Raw genomic sequence first — 14,137 nt, forward strand, 5'->3', positions numbered from 1 at the left:
AGGATTACCATTGGCGTTATGCCAAGTTCTGATTCCGAGGGTCCGTCCACGCCTGCTGCCGGGGGCGAGGCCGGGCGGGTGTCTGCCGAGGCCGGGCGGGTGTCTGCCGAGGCCGGGCAGGTACCGCCCGGCGCCGGCTACCCCGGGCGGGAGCTGATGCTGCTGCTGCAGAGTTTCACCACGGAGACGGACCGCTACATTGATGCGATGGGGCGGCGTTACGGCATGCATCGGACGGATCTGATGGCGTTGTCGGCGGTGCTCGAGGCGCAGCGGGAAGGGCGCACGGTCACACCCGGCATACTCAGTGCTCAGCTGTCGCTTAGTTCGGCGGCGACGACGGCGCTGGTGGATCGGCTGGGCAAGGTGGGGCATATGGTCCGCGAGCGCAGTGGAACCGACCGCCGGCAGGTGCAGCTGGAGATCACGGACAGCGCCCGCACTACCGGGGCGGAAATCTTCTCGCCGATGGTTGAAGAACTGATCCAGGTGGTTTCGCGGCATTCACCCGAGGAGATCGAGTTGCTGTCCACTTTCATGGCAGAGCTGCGCGACGGTCTGGTCCGGGCGCGGGAGAAAGCCGTGCGTCAGGAACCGAGCAGTTCCGGTTCGGCCGCGGCCAGCAGCGGCAGCTGAAGCACTAGCCACGGGCTGAAGGCCCACGGTGCAGCGTCCACCGCGCGGACGAGGGCGGCAGGGTCAGTCCAGCGCCACTCGCACACCTCGTCCGGCGTCGGCTGCGGATCGGTTTCCAGCATGGCTGTGTAGACCGGGCAGATTTCGTTCTCCACCACGCCGGAGGCGTCCAGTGCACGGTAGCGGAAGTCAGGCAGGACCGGCTTCAGCCCGGAAACGGCGACGCCGAGTTCCTGCGGAGCCCGCCGGATCACCGCTTCCTCCGTGGTTTCGCCCGGGGCCGGGTGGCCGCAGAACGAGTTGGTCCAGACGCCCGGCCAGGTCTGCTTGGTCAAGGCCCGCCGGGTGACCAGGATCTGACCGTCCGGGTTGAAGAGGTGGCAGGAGAAAGCCAGGTGCAGCGGGGTGGCCGCCGTGTGCACTCCGGACTTGTCGGCCACGCCGATGGCGGCGCCGTCGTCGTCAACCAGGACAACCTGTTCCACAGTGGACTCGCGGGACGGGAGATTGTTCATACCGGCCATCTTCCCATCTTTCCCGGTCATCCAGAGATGGACGTGCTGCTCCGATATGCTGCTGCGCGTTGGATGATGTTGCGTGCCATGGACGGAAAGATGAGCCCGTGGAACGGAAGCACCAGCCACCAGTAAAGCTTGCCGGACAGGCCGCGCGGGAAATAGATGGCGCGCTGGCGGTAGATGGTGCCGGTAGCAGCGGCGCCAGCGCCGTCTCCGGCGCCGTCGTCTGAGCGGGCGGCCAGTGCGGACAGTTCCAGCCAGGCCTCGCCCGGCACCCGCATCTCGGCGCGCAGCCGCAGTACCTTGCCCGCGGGCGAGTCGTCAATGGCCTCCACTCTCCACCAGTCCACGGCGTCGCCCACGACCAGCCGGTCGGCATGCCGCCGCCCGCGGTTGTGCCCGGCGCCGCCCACCAGTTTGTCCAGCACGCCGCGGATGGCCCACGCGGCGGGCCAGGAGTACCAGCCGTTGGACCCGCCGATGCCTTCGATCACGCGCCACACGTGTTCCGGCGGCACGTCGGTGCTGCGTGTGCGCTCGTCCACGAAGACGGTCTGCCCGGCCCACTCGGGATCGCTGGGCAGCGGATCCGAGGGCGGGGCCTGCGAGGCGTTGGTCCAGCTGGTCTCCACCTCGCCGCTGGCCATCTTGCCCAGCGCCAACTGAACCGCCGAGCGGTAGCCGGTCAGTCCGCCGTCGGGCTTTGGAACGTAGTTGTCGATGTCGTGCTCGGCGGCCACGGCGTCGTGCTGGAGGGACTCCACCAGCGGCACGGCCATCGAGTGCGGGATCGGGGTGGTCAGCGCCACCCACCAGCCGGCCAGCTTCGGCGCGGGAATGGGCAGCGAGTAGACCCGCCGCCGCGCCAGCCCCGCCTGATGCGCATAGCCGTACATGATGCCCGCGTAGGTCAGCACCTCGCGCGAACCGATGTCGAAGGTGCGGTTCAGGCCCGCCGGCACCTCGGGCGCATGCACCAGATAGTGCAGCACGTCGCGGATGGCGATCGGCTCGATCTTCCGCCGCACCCAGCTCGGCGCCGGCATGACGGGCAGGTTCTCCGTGAGATGGCGGATCATCTCGAAGGACGCGGAGCCGGAACCAATAACGACGCCGGCCTGGAACACTACCGCGGGCACGTCGCCTTCCAGCAGCACACGTCCGACGGCGGTACGCGAGCGCATATGCCGGGAGAGTTCAACGCCCTCCGGATGCAGCCCGCCCAGGTAGACAATCCGCTGGACGTGGGCGCGCGCAGCCGCGTCGGCAACCGTCCGGGCCATCTCGAGTTCCTGGCGCTCGAAGCCCTCGCCGGAGCCCATCGAATGGACCAGATAGAAGAAGGTCTCAACGCCATCGCACGCCCGCGCCACGGCAGCCGCATCGCCAAGGTCACCTTCGACGATCTCCACCTGGTCGTGCCACGGGACGGCCTCGAGCTTCGCGGGGGAGCGCACCAGCACGCGGACTTGGTAGCCGGCCTCGAGCAGCCGCGGCACCAGCCGCCCGCCGATATAGCCGGTGGCGCCGGTTACCAGTACCCGTTGTGTCATATCCACCGTTTCCTTCAGCCTCGCAGTTGGGAAGATGATCGGCCATGACCATAGTTGCACGCCAAAGCGCTAAGCTTGCTGATTAGTTCCGGACAATTGGCCGGGCGAGGCAGAAAGAAGCCCCTCAGTGTTCGAAGCGCCCAGCATTCTGTTCTTCGAGGCAGGCCTCGCGGTCTTCGCCGCGGCGATCCTGCCCAAACTCCTGCGCAACATGCCGCTCTCCATGCCGATGGTCTTCCTCGGCGCCGGAATCCTCGCTTTCACCTTGCTCCGGAACCTGCCGGACCCGGATCCGGTCAAGTACGCCGAGTTCACCACACATCTGACCGAAATCTGCGTCATCATCTCGCTCATGGGTGCGGGGTTGGCGCTGGACCGGCCGTTCCGCTGGCGCGAATGGTCCACCACCTGGCGCATGCTCGGGATCGTCATGCCGCTGTGCATCCTGGTGGTGACGCTGCTGGGACTCTGGGTGCTGGGCCTCGGGCTAGCCGGAGCCATCCTTATCGCGGCGGCGCTCGCGCCCACCGACCCGGTGCTGGCCTCCGAGGTCCAGGTGGGCGAGCCTGCCGACGCCGAAACCGACGCCTACGAAGACGAGGTCCGCTTCGGCCTGACCTCGGAAGCCGGCCTCAACGACGGGCTGGCGTTCCCCTTCGTCTATCTGGCCATCGTGATGAGCCTGGTCGGGACGGCTCCGGAAGCCTGGTTCCCGCAGTGGTTCGCCGTCGACGTGCTGTGGCGCATCGGCGTCGGCGTGCTGCTCGGTTTCGGCACCGGCAAACTCCTGAGCCGGATCTTCTTCGCGGCACGGTACAAGAGCCTGCGGCTGTCCGAACATTCCGAAGGTTTCGTGGCGCTCGCTGCCACATTCCTGGCTTACGGCGTTGCCGAGATGGTTGAGGGCTACGGCTTCATCGCCGTGTTCGTCTGCGCCGTGACCATCCGCTCTGCCGAACACACCCACGGCTACCACAAGGTGCTGCACAGCTACGTGGAGCAGCTCGAACGGCTGATGACCGTCGTCATCCTGGTGCTCCTCGGCGGCGCCATCGCCCGCGGCCTGCTGGCAGGAATCGGCTGGACCGAGGTGCTGGTGGCACTTGCCTTCCTGATCCTCGTCCGTCCGCTGGCCGGCTGGCTGGGCCTACTGGGCAGCAGGCCCGGACCGCGCGAACGCCTCGCCATCGCCTACTTCGGCATCCGCGGGATCGGCTCCCTCTACTATCTGGGGTATGCCCTCAGCCACGGGGAGTTCGACGCCGAAGCGCGCGAGCTCTGGGCCGTCGTCGGGCTGGTGGTGGCGATGTCCATCGTCCTGCACGGTGCTACCACGGCACCCCTGATGAACCGGCTGGATGCGCTGCGCAAGAAGGAAGCCGTGCGGAGGTTCGGCGACGAAAACCAGGCCCCCAACACCACGGTGTGACAAACAACGACGGCGGCAAGCGCGTTGCGCCGCCGGGTCACCTCCCGTCACAGCTCGAAACCGAGATAATAAGCATGCTGAATTTCGCGCTGAGCTAATTCGTCCGTATTCCGTGGACGGCCGGGCAAGGGCTGGTTAGGTTGGAGGAAGTGGCGTGCCGATACGCGGCGCACCCAGTAAGGAGGTTTTTGATGGCTGCAAAGGACCGATCGAAGGCAGGCTTTACGGTACCGGGACTCTCGCTCGAGGATGGCTACAAGGTGGGCGAAACGCTGCAGATGCGGCTGCACGCCCTGAACGACCTGCAGCTGACCCTCAAGCACGCACACTGGAATGTGGTGGGCCGCGATTTCATCGGCGTCCACGAAATGCTCGACCCGCAGATCGAACAGGTCCGCGCCATGGTCGACGCGGTCGCCGAGCGCATGGCCACCCTGGGTGTTTCGCCCAACGGGCTGCCCGGAGCCATGGTCAAGGCTCGCAGCTGGGACGACTACTCCATTGACCGAGCCGGTACCGCAGAGCATCTTGCCGCGCTGAACGTCGTCTACAACGGCGTGGTGGCGGACCACCGCAAGGCTATTGAGACGGTCGGCGAGCTTGATCCCATCACTGAGGACATGCTCATCGGCCAGACTGCGGAGCTGGAACTCTTCCAGTGGTTCATGCGCGCGCACCTCGAGAACGCCGGCGGCGACCTCTCTACCGAGGGCGCCAAGACCGAGAAGGATGCAGCCACCAAGGCGAAGTCTAAGGACTCCAAGTCCAAGTAGCCGCGCGAAGCGCCTGCCGGCCAATTTGTTGACCGCGGGACGCTGAACGCAGGAACCAGGCCCGGCGGCCCCCCGGATATTCCGGAAGGGGGCGTCGGGCTTTTGCCTGCTGTTGCGCTGCCCCTACCCCTCGGCGTTGATGAAGCCGACGATGATTGCCGTCCACCAGGCCGTCTGCGAGATCAGCGCGCAGGAAACCATATGGAACCGCTGCCCCAGCGGCAGTTTCGCGAAGGTGGTGCTCGGCGGCATCTTGACGAGCCGCTTCATCAGCGGAATCAGCATGATCCCGTTCAGCGTCGCGATCAGCACCGCGGCAAGTTTCACCTGCGTCAACGGCTCGGTCAGTACCGGGTTCAGGAACACCCCGGTAGTGAGCAGGCCCGCGAGTCCGCCCCAGATCAAGGTCCCCGCTGCCCCATCCAACCGGATGGTTTCGCTCAGTTCCCGCCGGCCCAGCAGCCAGAGGAAACCGTGCCAGTCCACCAGGATGATGGCGCCGAAAGCCACCACCAGGGACAAGATGTGCAGAACCAAGGCGATGGTGAAGACCACGCCCTCCGTCCGCACGATGGATGAAAGGTAAACCGACAATGCCCACGCGACCACACCGGCGAAAACAAGTGCAGCCACCAACTTCCTGATGTCGCTCTCCGTGGCCGTCTTGCCCAGCCGGCGGTTTGCGGTTGCAAAAGTGCCCATAACGATCCTCCAGGGTGACGTTTCCGAGCCCCCTGAGACTGAGCAACAACACCTCCAGATTGAGAGACGCACCAAACCCGCCAGCGGTTCAATACATTAATCGATGTACTATGGGCTTGTGGAGACCATCGTTTATTCTTCGGTGCTGTCGCGGTTCTGCTACGCACTGTCAGACCCGACACGTGCAAGGATCTTGCTGGCCCTGCATGATGCGCCCACCTATCCGAGCGACTTGGCGGAACTGATCGGCGTCAGCCGGCAGAGCCTGTCGAACCACTTGGCCTGCTTGCGCGGCTGCGGACTGGTGGTTTCGGTCCCCGAAGGCCGCCGTGCGCGCTACGAACTGGCCGATCCGAAACTGGGCCACGCGCTGACGGACCTCCTGGGTGTAGTGCTGGCTGTCGACCCGGCCTGCTGCAGTAACAGCGATGCCGAGGGGTGCTGCTGATGCCCGCCCTCAAGAGCGATTCCCGGCTGGTACCTTCCGACGAACGACGGCGGGTGCTGTCCCGGCGCATCCGGTTCTTCGTCGCTGCCACGATCACCTACAACGTGATCGAAGCAGTGGTGGCGCTCGCGGCCGGCACCGCAGCCTCATCCAGCGCACTGATTGGCTTCGGCCTGGATTCCATCATCGAAGTTTCCTCGGCCGCCGCCGTAGCGTGGCAGTTCGCCGGCCGTGATCCGGAAGCGCGGGAGAAGAAGGCCCTGCGCTTCATTGCGTTCTCCTTCTTCGCGCTGGCCGCCTTCGTCACGGTCGACGCATTCCGGTCCCTTATGGGCGCACGCGAACCTGACCATTCGAGCGTGGGCATCGTACTGGCCGCCGTCAGCTTGGCGATCATGCCATTGCTGTCCTGGGCACAGCGCCGCGCCGGCCGGGAACTGGGCTCGCGTTCAGCCGTAGCCGATTCCAAACAGACCCTGCTTTGCTCCTACCTGTCCGGTGTGCTGCTGGTGGGACTCCTGCTGAACAGTTTGTTTGGCTGGTCCTGGGCTGATCCGGTGGCCGCCTTGGTCATCGCCGCGATCGCTCTGAAAGAGGGGCTGGAGGCGTGGAAAGGCGACGCGTGCTGCGCCCCGGGATTCCACTTTGATGTGGATAGCGATACCGAGAATCACGCGCCTTCGGCAACCACGCTGTCAACCTCGGCCCAAGACGCCAGTCCACGCCCCAACAATACGAGCCTGAAGCTAGCCGCCAAGCCGGACTCCGGCAGCTGCTCCTGCTGCAGTCACGATTAGACTCATCCCGAGAAGCTCGCGAAACCCAAAGGAATTACCCCGTGACAGCCAAGTCCTCTATCAGCCTGCCCAACAAGATTGCCATCGGTCTCATCGTCGCCACCGTGGTGGTGGTTATCGGCATCGTGGCACTCATCAACACGAAGGACGCCGCTACCCAAACAACACCGACGGAGGCCGCAGAGGTAATGCGTGCCGACAGCCACCGGCTGTCCACTGCCGAGGATGAAAAGGCAGTCCTGGTCGAGTTCCTGGACTTCGAGTGTGAATCCTGCCTCGCCGCCTACCCGTTCATCGAGGATCTGCGCAGCACGTACGAGGGTGAGCTGACCATCGTCAACCGCTACTTCCCCCTGGCCGGCCATCCGAACTCTATGAACGCGGCCATTGCCGTTGAAGCAGCGGCAGCACAGGGCAAATTCGAGGACATGTACCACCGGATGTTCGAAACCCAGAAAGAGTGGTCCCACTCCGCCGAATCCAGGGCAGCCACGTTCCGCGGCTATGCCGAGGACCTTGGCCTTGATATGGCAGCTTACGACGACGCCGTAGCGGATCCCGCTACCGCTGCCCGCATCGAGCAGGACAAGAATGACGGCACCGCCCTCGGCGTTTCTGGCACGCCGACCTTCTTCCTCGACGGCAAGCTCATCGAGCCATCCAGTCTCGAAGAGTTCGAACAGCTCGTGAAGGATGCCATCGCGAACTAACCGGACCGTCGGAGCCAACTAGGCCGGGGAAACTCCCTGGTCCAGTCAGCGCAAAGGGCGGCCTCCCTGGAAGGGAGACCGCCCTAGGCGGCAGGACCGGAGATTAGCCGTCGAGTGCGGCAGTCTTCTCGGCAGCCTTGGCGGCCTTCCACTCAGACTTGCCCTCGGCCTTGATGTCCTTCCAGTCGGACTGACCCTGGGCCTTGGCGGTCTTCCACTCAGCATCCGCTGCGGCCTTGACGTCCTTCCAGGATGCAGGGGCCTCCTCAGCGGGTGCTTCTTCAGCCGGTGCTTCTTCAGCCGGAGCCTCGGGTGCTTCTTCAGCGGGTGCTTCTTCAGCCGGAGCCTCGGGTGCTTCTTCAGCGGGTGCTTCTTCAGCCGGAGCCTCGGGTGCTTCTTCAGCCGGAGCCTCGGGTGCTTCTTCAACCGGTGCTTCCTCGGCCGGTGCTTCGTCAGCCGGAGCCTCGGGTGCTTCCTCAGCCGGTGCTTCTTCAGCGGGTGCCTCGTCGGCCGGAGCCTCGGGTGCTTCTTCAGCCGGTGCTTCGTCAGCCGGAGCCTCGGGTGCTTCCTCGGCGGGTGCTTCTTCAACCGGTGCTTCCGGTGCCTCGGGTACCGGGACCTGGGGTAGTTCCGGAGCCGGTGCCAGTTCCTCGCCCGGCGTGGGGAGCGTCGGGTCGGCGATAATCAGGGGTGAAAGGTACACGTTCTCGGCCGTGATTGACGCGAACGTGCCTTCCGTTTCATTGACGGCCGGGGCCGGCGCTGCTCCTGTAGCGTTCGGGTCTTCGACGGCCGAAGCAGCTCCTGCTCCTGCGGTGGTCACAACTCCTGCGACAACCACAGCTGCTGCAAGGCGGCCGGTCTTAGCGTTCCGAAACGTCATTTTTGCTCCAATTCTTTTGGGGATTGTTGCGGTTTAAGCGTTACATCGGAGCCCCTGCCACTCGCAAACCTTGGAAAAATCGGGGTAATTTGCGGAAGGGATTTGCGTAATGTGCGCACAAGCCAGCCGAACTATGCCACCATCTGCCCCTGCACCGGTTGAGCCGCAGAAGTAGTTACAAAGTGCTGGAGCGTGAATGCGGAACGACTGCAATGATGGAGCCGTGATTACTGAACACGCGCTGTTGCCGGTCCGCCCCGGCCAGGAGGGTGCTTTCGAAGCGGCCTTTCGGGAAGCTTCGGCCATCATCTCCGCCATGCCGGGCTTCGGTGGGCTCTCGCTGTCCCGCAGCATTGAAGAGGGCAGCAAGTACTTGCTGCTGGTCGAATGGGACCGGCTCGAAGACCACACCGAGGGCTTCCGCGGATCCGCCGAGTACCAGCAGTGGAAGAAACTGCTGCACCATTTCTACGAGCCGTTCCCCACTGTGGAGCACTACTCGAAGGTGGTTACGGCTACTTAGCCTCGACCTCCACGAAGACAAATTCGCCCGGCCCCGGGTTCACCACGTTGTGCTCGCTGCCCGCGGCCCTTGTGTAGGACTGCCCGGCGGTCAGCTGGTTCACGGAGTCGCCGTCGTTAGTCTGCAGTTGCAGTTCTCCGGTAGTCATCGGCACGACGACGTAGTCCAGCTCGTGCCGGTGCCAGCCCGTCTCGGTGCCGGGCGGGAACCTCCACTCGGTGACGCGGAACTGCTCGTTGTCGATCTGGACCGTGGCGATGGCCTTGCTGCGCAATCTGTCCTCCAAACTCCCGTGCAACTTCACTATCCCTGCAACTCCCAACTTACTCAGTGCCAAGGGGGAAAGGCCGCTGATGCCGCGGTGCCGGTAAGGCATATCCGGCAATCGCGGCGTCAGCGGCGGCTCCTCGGTTCGCGTCAGACTGCTAGTCTCCGGCGAATGAAGGCGGAAACCTGGTCCACCACGATGATGAGGATCAGGACCACGATGATGTGGGTGAGCATCTCGTCGAATTGGAAGGACTTGATGGACTGGTTGATCAGCAGCCCGATGCCGCCGGCCCCGACGAGTCCGAGCACCAGGGATGAACGGACATTGACGTCGAAGCGGTAGAGCAGCAGCCCGATGAACTGGGGCGTGGCCATGGGAATGGTGGCGTTAGCGACTTGCTGAAGCCGGCTGGCCCCAGCTGTGCGCAGCGCCTCCTGCGGGCCTTGGTCGATTTCCTCCATTGATTCGGCCCACAGCTTTCCCATGACGCCGGTGTTGTGGCAGATCAGGGCCAGCACACCGGCGAAGGGTCCGAGGCCGACGGCGGTAACGAATATCAGCGCGAAAACGATGTCCGGTACGGCGCGGAAAAAGGACAAGACGGAACGCGCAGCCTGGTAGATCGCCCGGTTGGGCGAAGTTGCGTTGGCCGCCAGAACTGCCAGCAGCAAAGCGGTGGGGATGGAGATGGTTGTGCCCAGGAGCCCGATCCACAGCGTGACCAGGGTGGCCTCAAGGCTGGGCTTCAGGACATCCTGCCAGTTCAGGTCAGGAGGGAAGGCGTCGCCGATGAAGCGGGCCATGCCCTCCCACCCCTGCACCAGCAGCGCGGGCCGGAAGCCGGTGCTTTGGAAGGCCAGGACGTGCAGCACGACCAGTACGACGACGGCGGCAGCCAGGCCACTGCGGCGCAATCCACGTGCCGGATCAGCGGGGACAGCCAGCTTCGCTACGGTGCGGCTGTCGGCGTCGTCGTTCGCCCTGTTCTTCGTGTTGATGCTCATGCTGCCTCACCGCGATCGGGGGAGTACAGCAGATCCTGCATGTCGGAGGTCAGGTTGCCGACCGCGTCGTTGAAGATGATTTTGCCCTTGAGCAGGCCGATGGCCCGGTCAGCGTGGCGCAGTGCCAGGTCAGGCTGGTGCAGTACGGCGGCCACCGCGAGGTTTTCCCGGTGGGCCAGATCGCCGAGCAGGCTCATGACCTGCTCGGCGGCATGCGGATCCAGCGCGGAAACCGGCTCGTCCGCCAAAACTACCTGAGCTCGCTGGCAGAGCGCGCGGGCCAGGGCAACGCGCTGCTGCTGGCCGCCGGACAGCCTTCCCACGCGGTCCAGCGCACGGTCGGCCATGCCCACGCGGTCCAGACAGGCCATGGCTTCCTCTTTCAGGCCCTTGGGGAAGAACGCCGGGCTGAGCGAGCGGGCGGCGGACAGGCGGGCGAGTCCTCCGGCGCAAACGTTTTCCAAGGCCGAGCGCCGCGGCACCAGGTGGATTTTCTGGAAGACCATGGCGGCATGCCGGCGGGCGCGGAGCAGGTGCTGGCCGCGAAGGCCGGACAGGTCCGAGCCGGACAACTCGATGCTGCCGCCGTCCGGTTCGGTCAGGCCCATGACGCACCTGAGCGTGGTTGACTTGCCCGAACCGTTGGCGCCCAGGAAGGCGACCAGTTCGCCGGCGCGGACGGAGAAATCGATACCGTCAAGCACGGTGCGGCCGGAGAACTGCTTGGTCAGCCGGGTGACGTTCAGCAGCGGTGTGTCGAACGGGTCCAATGGTGCCGGCATTTCAGCCAGACAGGATGTGCCGGTTTGGTGGGAGGTGCGGGCTTTCATCAGGCGTCCTCCTCCGTCAGGCCCATGGTGTTGGCCAGCTCGAAGAGCGGCTGGTACGTCTCCTTGGACACCTCGACCATGGGGCCGGGAGGCGTCACGTCCAGGAAGGCGCCGACCTCGGCGATGGCTTCGGGCGGGAGGTTGAGCAGGGCGTCCTTGACCGCTTGTTTGAATGCCGGGTCGGCATCGCCGGCTACCGTGATCGGGTCATTGGGGATGGTCGCCGATTCCCAGAGCTGGCGGAAGCCGGACTTGTCGAAGCTGCCTTCGGCTTCTGCCGTGGCGAGCGTCTGGGAGTTGATTTGTGCGGCGTCGACGGTGCCGTTGACCAGGGCCAGCAAGGCTTCCGGATGGCCGCCGGCATAATTCATGTTGAGCTCGGCTTCCTCGATGCCGGCCTCCCGCAGGGCGAAGCGGGGCAGCACGTCGCCCGAGGTGGAGCCGACGCTGCCCAGCGCCAGATCCTTGCCGCGGAGGTCCTCCACCGTCTGGATCGGCGAGTCCTTCGGGACCCAGATGCCGCCGGTGTAGCCGCTGAGTTCGCCGTCGGAAGTGCCGAACGAAGCCAGCGGCTCGGCGTTGGCCTGCTGGCTCGCGAAGACGTAGCCCAGCGGGCCGAACTGGCCCAGCTGCAGCTTGCCGTTGCGCATGGCGAGCACCTCGGCGGCGTAGTCCTCGACCACCTGCACGTTGACCGGGCAATCGAGTTCCTCGGCCAGTGCGTTGGCCAGGACGCGGTAGGCCGGTTCCAGTTTCGCGGGATCTTCGTAGGGCTCGATGCCGAACTGGATGGCGCCGCCGGGGCAGGTGGCGGAAGCCGTGCCGGCCTCGGCGGCATCGGAAGAGGCGCCGCAGGCGGTTAGCGTCAGGCTGGCGGCGGCGAGGGAGAGGAAGGCAAGCGGTTTGAGTTTGGGCTTGGAGGGCATGGGGAAGTCCTTTGGGTTGGAAGAGTTTGCGGTGGAGGGAGGTTAGGACAGCGTGACGAGGTTGCGTTCGGCCAGGCCGAAGGACACGGTCATGCCGATGCCGGAGGTGACGGACACTGCCGTGACGCCGGGCGCCATGGTGCGGACGAACAGCGGGGCGGTATCGCTGGAGGCATAGATTCCCAGCCAGCGCTCTTTGACGGTCAGCTCGTCGAGGCCCAGGACGGATTGGATTTCCGCAAGCAGCCGCGAGCTGGTTGCCTCGGCCAGGAAAGGATCCTGCGTGAGGTGGTAGCTGTGTGAATCGCCGAGCAGCAGCCTGCCGTCCGGCCGCTGGGTAAACATGACATTCGCGCCGACCTCCAGCAGTTCGGGTGCCGTGGCGGCAACCTCCTCGCGCAGCGCCTGGGCCGAGGGGACTTCCGTGAAGGCGTCGTAGCGCAGCATGGAGGTTGCGGTGAGGACGGCCGGTTCCAAGTCGACCCCGGCGGGAGGTTCGGCCAGGGCCATCTGCAGGGCGCAGCGGCGGATGCCGTGTTCGGCGGCGGCCTCCGGGAACAGATAGTCCACATCGTGTCCCACACAGACGAATACCCGGTCCGCCTCAAGGACGCCGCGGTTGGTCCGGACCGCCGCTGTCCTTGTTGCCCCGGCCTCGAAGCCGGCGGCGGAGGTGTTCCACAGGACCGTGACGTTTGGCTGCTGCGACAGCCAGCCGGCCAGTTCCGCGACAGTGGTCCGCGGGTCCACCCGCAGATCGTCCCGGAGCCAGGCGCCGCCAAGGATCGATTCGCTGGCAGCGCCATCGGTGCGGAGCCTGCCCCGGACGTCGTCGGCGTCCAGCATGAGGATTTGGCCAGGCTCGCGCAGGTCGGACAGTTCCTGCAGGACTGCCAGTTCGGTCGCCGCACGAGCAACGACGACGGCGCCGGATTCCGCTGCCCAGAAACCGGCCCGAGCGGCAAAATCGAGCCAGTGCTTTCGCCCGGTTTGGGCCAGTTCGTACAGTTCGCCGGACTGCGCCGTAATGCAGCAGTGGCCGAAATTGCGGATGGACGCACCGACTGCACGGTCGTCCCGGTCAATGACGGTGACCGTGAGTCCGCGGTCGGCGGCCAGCGCTGCGTGGGCCAGGCCTATGATGCCGGCACCAACGATCAGGACGTCGGTGGATGCTGGTGGGAGAGGGGTTCCGGTGTTCACGCTTTCGATAGTGGCGGCACCGGAGACCGGTGATCAAGCCAGAACGGCACTTGTATGGACAAGTTCACCAAGGCTTTCTTTTCGGGTGGTTCTGTTCACGAGAAGTTCACCATCCACCGCGCCAAATCAAGCGACCTGCAGCACTCCAACTTGTATTATCAACTTGTGAACAACCTCCCCGGCCAGCCCAAACACCAGCAGTTGAGCGCAGAGTTCCGGCACCGCATCACCACCGGTGTGTGGCCGGAAGGGTTCCAGCTTCCCAGCGAGGCGGAGCTCTGCCGCGAATTCGGGACATCCCGCGGGCCGGTCCGCCAGGCCCTGTCCACGCTCCGCAGCGAGGGCGTGGTGACGGGCGGACGCGGCCGGCCGCCCATGGTGCGCGGCGCCGTGCAGTCACAGTCGTTTTCAACCTTCATGTCCTTTACCGAGTGGGCGTATTCCATCGGTATGACTCCGGGGCAGCGGACGTATGAGATTGCCCGCCGGCCAGCCGGCCCCCAGGCGGCCGAACAGCTGGACCTGGAGGCCGGGACATCAGTGGTCGAAGTGCTCCGGCTGCGCCTGCTGGACAACGCACCCGCGATGATCGAACGCACCAGTTTCGTGCTCGACGTCGGCCGGCTGCTCTTTGACTTCGACGCCGACAGCGGCTCCATCTTCAACTACCTGCGAAGCCAAGGAGTAGACCTCAGCCGCGCCCGCCGCACCATCGACGCGGTCGCCGCCGGCCCCGAGGATGCCGGCACGCTTCAGGTCGCTGAGGGCACGCCCCTGCTGCGCGAACGCCGGCTGACCTCGTCGGCGGACGGCCGCCGGGTTGAGTATTCGGAGGACCGCTACCTGCCCGCCCTGACCAACTTCACCATCGAAAACACCAGTGAACACCGCGCCACCCTGGTGCGGATCGCCACCTCTGCTTAAGGAGCCG

Annotated in this window: 17 protein-coding genes; 8 read left to right on the top strand and 9 right to left on the bottom strand. The window is 65.3% G+C overall.

All coding sequences use genetic code 11. The features are described from left to right. Positions 1-18: 18 nt before the first annotated feature. Entirely contained in the window at positions 19-636 is a 618-nt protein-coding gene (locus AC20117_RS11765) for a MarR family winged helix-turn-helix transcriptional regulator (RefSeq protein WP_083339594.1), read from the top strand. Here AC20117_RS11765 and idi read toward each other — a convergent pair. After that, on the bottom strand, positions 588-1,151 hold the full coding sequence (gene idi, locus AC20117_RS11770) for an isopentenyl-diphosphate Delta-isomerase (RefSeq protein ID WP_074703011.1): 564 nt from the start codon (positions 1,149-1,151) through the stop codon (positions 588-590). The genes AC20117_RS11765 and idi overlap by 49 nt on opposite strands. 26 nt (positions 1,152-1,177) lie before the next feature. Next, the gene (locus AC20117_RS11775; protein WP_074699569.1) at positions 1,178-2,707 is read right to left on the bottom strand and encodes an SDR family oxidoreductase; all 1,530 of its coding nucleotides are present in this window, start codon (positions 2,705-2,707) and stop codon (positions 1,178-1,180) included. Between the two features lie 127 nt (positions 2,708-2,834). Between AC20117_RS11775 and AC20117_RS11780 the strand changes: the two genes are divergently transcribed. Then, positions 2,835-4,136, top strand: coding sequence for a cation:proton antiporter (locus AC20117_RS11780; protein WP_074699568.1), 1,302 nt, complete (start codon positions 2,835-2,837; stop codon positions 4,134-4,136). Positions 4,137-4,327: 191 nt separating this feature from the next. Then, complete coding sequence (locus AC20117_RS11785) at positions 4,328-4,909, top strand: Dps family protein (protein ID WP_074699567.1); 582 nt, start codon at positions 4,328-4,330, stop codon at positions 4,907-4,909. 123 nt (positions 4,910-5,032) lie between these two features. Here the strand turns inward: AC20117_RS11785 and AC20117_RS11790 are convergent, their stop codons facing one another. Continuing rightward, on the bottom strand, positions 5,033-5,611 hold the full coding sequence (locus tag AC20117_RS11790; RefSeq protein ID WP_074699566.1) for a hypothetical protein: 579 nt from the start codon (positions 5,609-5,611) through the stop codon (positions 5,033-5,035). Positions 5,612-5,729: 118 nt separating this feature from the next. Here AC20117_RS11790 and AC20117_RS11795 point away from each other — a divergent pair, with 118 nt between their 5' ends. The 3 genes from AC20117_RS11795 to AC20117_RS11805 are packed head-to-tail and all read left to right on the top strand — an operon-like array spanning position 5,730 to position 7,566. Beyond that, a complete protein-coding gene (locus AC20117_RS11795) occupies positions 5,730-6,059 on the top strand; it encodes an ArsR/SmtB family transcription factor (RefSeq protein WP_074703009.1) in 330 nt (109 codons plus the stop codon). Continuing rightward, positions 6,059-6,856 (top strand): cation efflux transmembrane domain-containing protein, encoded by a 798-nt coding sequence (locus tag AC20117_RS11800; RefSeq protein ID WP_083339920.1) that lies wholly within the window; start codon positions 6,059-6,061, stop codon positions 6,854-6,856. Before AC20117_RS11795 ends, AC20117_RS11800 begins: the two co-directional genes overlap by 1 nt. A gap of 41 nt (positions 6,857-6,897) precedes the next feature. Next, on the top strand, positions 6,898-7,566 hold the full coding sequence (locus AC20117_RS11805; protein WP_236777284.1) for a DsbA family protein: 669 nt from the start codon (positions 6,898-6,900) through the stop codon (positions 7,564-7,566). A 103-nt stretch (positions 7,567-7,669) separates the two neighbouring features. On the opposite strand, the gene AC20117_RS23620 is transcribed toward AC20117_RS11805, so the two are convergent. Beyond that, the gene (locus AC20117_RS23620) at positions 7,670-8,449 is read right to left on the bottom strand and encodes a hypothetical protein (RefSeq protein ID WP_074699565.1); all 780 of its coding nucleotides are present in this window, start codon (positions 8,447-8,449) and stop codon (positions 7,670-7,672) included. A gap of 223 nt (positions 8,450-8,672) precedes the next feature. Here AC20117_RS23620 and AC20117_RS11815 point away from each other — a divergent pair, with 223 nt between their 5' ends. Further along, positions 8,673-8,972 (top strand): antibiotic biosynthesis monooxygenase family protein, encoded by a 300-nt coding sequence (locus AC20117_RS11815; protein WP_074703005.1) that lies wholly within the window; start codon positions 8,673-8,675, stop codon positions 8,970-8,972. Here the strand turns inward: AC20117_RS11815 and AC20117_RS11820 are convergent. The 5 genes from AC20117_RS11820 to AC20117_RS11840 form a co-directional block, all read right to left on the bottom strand. Then, positions 8,965-9,246, bottom strand: coding sequence for a cupin domain-containing protein (locus AC20117_RS11820; RefSeq protein ID WP_074699564.1), 282 nt, complete (start codon positions 9,244-9,246; stop codon positions 8,965-8,967). The genes AC20117_RS11815 and AC20117_RS11820 overlap by 8 nt on opposite strands. A 143-nt stretch (positions 9,247-9,389) precedes the next feature. Further along, a complete protein-coding gene (gene phnE, locus AC20117_RS11825) occupies positions 9,390-10,247 on the bottom strand; it encodes a phosphonate ABC transporter, permease protein PhnE (protein WP_074699563.1) in 858 nt (285 codons plus the stop codon). After that, complete coding sequence (locus AC20117_RS11830; protein ID WP_236777285.1) at positions 10,244-11,077, bottom strand: phosphonate ABC transporter ATP-binding protein; 834 nt, start codon at positions 11,075-11,077, stop codon at positions 10,244-10,246. The genes phnE and AC20117_RS11830 overlap by 4 nt, the downstream gene beginning before the upstream one ends. After that, positions 11,077-12,003, bottom strand: a complete 927-nt coding sequence (locus AC20117_RS11835; protein WP_074699562.1) for a phosphate/phosphite/phosphonate ABC transporter substrate-binding protein — start codon at positions 12,001-12,003, stop codon at positions 11,077-11,079. Before AC20117_RS11835 ends, AC20117_RS11830 begins: the two co-directional genes overlap by 1 nt. Positions 12,004-12,045: 42 nt before the next feature. Then, on the bottom strand, positions 12,046-13,206 hold the full coding sequence (locus AC20117_RS11840) for a TIGR03364 family FAD-dependent oxidoreductase (RefSeq protein WP_236777286.1): 1,161 nt from the start codon (positions 13,204-13,206) through the stop codon (positions 12,046-12,048). 165 nt (positions 13,207-13,371) lie between these two features. Here AC20117_RS11840 and AC20117_RS11845 point away from each other — a divergent pair, with 165 nt between their 5' ends. Beyond that, positions 13,372-14,130, top strand: coding sequence for a GntR family transcriptional regulator (locus tag AC20117_RS11845; protein WP_074703002.1), 759 nt, complete (start codon positions 13,372-13,374; stop codon positions 14,128-14,130). The last annotated feature ends 7 nt before the right edge of the window (positions 14,131-14,137 follow it).

The sequence above is a fragment of the Arthrobacter crystallopoietes genome, assembly GCF_002849715.1.
Classification (GTDB): domain Bacteria; phylum Actinomycetota; class Actinomycetes; order Actinomycetales; family Micrococcaceae; genus Crystallibacter; species Crystallibacter crystallopoietes.

Bases quoted from the DNA above. Each gene is read 5' to 3' on its own strand.
- AC20117_RS11765 (WP_083339594.1), top strand. From the start codon at position 19: ATGCCAAGTTCTGATTCCGAGGGTCCGTCCACGCCTGCTGCCGGGGGC.
- idi (WP_074703011.1), bottom strand. From the start codon at position 1,151: ATGAACAATCTCCCGTCCCGCGAGTCCACTGTGGAACAGGTTGTCCTG.
- AC20117_RS11775 (WP_074699569.1), bottom strand. From the start codon at position 2,707: ATGACACAACGGGTACTGGTAACCGGCGCCACCGGCTATATCGGCGGG.
- AC20117_RS11785 (WP_074699567.1), top strand. From the start codon at position 4,328: ATGGCTGCAAAGGACCGATCGAAGGCAGGCTTTACGGTACCGGGACTC.
- AC20117_RS11790 (WP_074699566.1), bottom strand. From the start codon at position 5,611: ATGGGCACTTTTGCAACCGCAAACCGCCGGCTGGGCAAGACGGCCACG.
- AC20117_RS11800 (WP_083339920.1), top strand. From the start codon at position 6,059: ATGCCCGCCCTCAAGAGCGATTCCCGGCTGGTACCTTCCGACGAACGA.
- AC20117_RS23620 (WP_074699565.1), bottom strand. From the start codon at position 8,449: ATGACGTTTCGGAACGCTAAGACCGGCCGCCTTGCAGCAGCTGTGGTT.
- phnE (WP_074699563.1), bottom strand. From the start codon at position 10,247: ATGAGCATCAACACGAAGAACAGGGCGAACGACGACGCCGACAGCCGC.
- AC20117_RS11830 (WP_236777285.1), bottom strand. From the start codon at position 11,077: ATGAAAGCCCGCACCTCCCACCAAACCGGCACATCCTGTCTGGCTGAA.
- AC20117_RS11835 (WP_074699562.1), bottom strand. From the start codon at position 12,003: ATGCCCTCCAAGCCCAAACTCAAACCGCTTGCCTTCCTCTCCCTCGCC.